At 52.8% G+C, this 991-nt stretch carries 1 pseudogene; it reads right to left on the bottom strand.

From position 1 onward, the window contains the following. Positions 1–16: 16 nt before the first annotated feature. Positions 17–991: pseudogene (locus HWE01_RS22560) on the bottom strand (IS3 family transposase); the annotation flags it as partial.

The raw sequence follows: 991 nt of genomic DNA, 5'->3' as shown, positions 1-991 counted from the left end.
TGACCGTACCCCAGAATTAGTACCGGTCTAAAGTAGAAATTTCCGGCTTCATAGATATGTCCGATTCAGCCCTTTCCCTTGCCTGTCGGGCGAATTCGGATGGCGTGGCCCACTGCAATGCAGAGTGAGGACGGGCTTCATTATAGTACTGCCGCCATTCTTCAATCTTGGTCTTCGCATCATCCAGAGACAGGAACCAATGTGCATTGAGGCACTCCTGTCTGAATCGGCCATTGAAGCTCTCGACCTTGGCGTTGTCCGTCGGCTTGCCTGGCCTACTGAAGTCCAGTTCCACTCCACGCTCATAGGCCCATCTATCCATGACCTTGGAAATGAACTCGCTGCCATTGTCGACCTTGATCGTCGTTGGCAGTCCTCGATAGGTTGCGATTCTGTTCAGCGTATTGACCACATCATCTCCCTTGAGATTTTGGCCCACATCGATGGCCAGACTTTCTCGCGTGTAGTTGTCCACGACCGTCAGTGCGCGCAAGCGCCGACCGTCGAACAACGCATCGGCAACGAAATCCATGCTCCAAATCTGGTTGATGGCAGTAGCGATCTGCTTGGGCTGACGCAGCCTGGCCGACTTGTTCCTCTTAGGCCGTTTCAGGCGCAAAGACAAGCCCTCTGCCTGATAAAGGCGATAAACCCGCTTATGGTTGTCCGGCCAGCCTTCCCGCTTTAGCATCACGTGTACACGGCGATATCCGTAATGAACACGTGTGGCAGTGATTTCCTTGATGCGCATGACCAATGGCGTGGCGTCACGTGCCTTGGACTGATACGCATACAGCGAACGCGACATCTTGAACAAGGCACAGGTTTGCGTCAGGCTTGCCTGGTATCGGTTACGCAACTCCTCAATCAGCAGCCGCTTGCGAGAAGGCTTCAGAGCTTTTTTGCCAGTACATCCTGGAGCATAGCTTTGTCCAGAGACAGGTCTGCTACCAGCTTTTTGAGTTTGATATTCTCTTCTTCCAGCTGTTTT

Source organism: Herbaspirillum sp. C7C8, from assembly GCF_022627875.1.
In the GTDB taxonomy this organism is placed as follows: Bacteria; Pseudomonadota; Gammaproteobacteria; order Burkholderiales; family Burkholderiaceae_D; genus Herbaspirillum.
The sequence above is the reverse complement of the archived record's forward strand: the minus strand, read 5'-3'. Positions and strand labels throughout refer to the sequence as shown.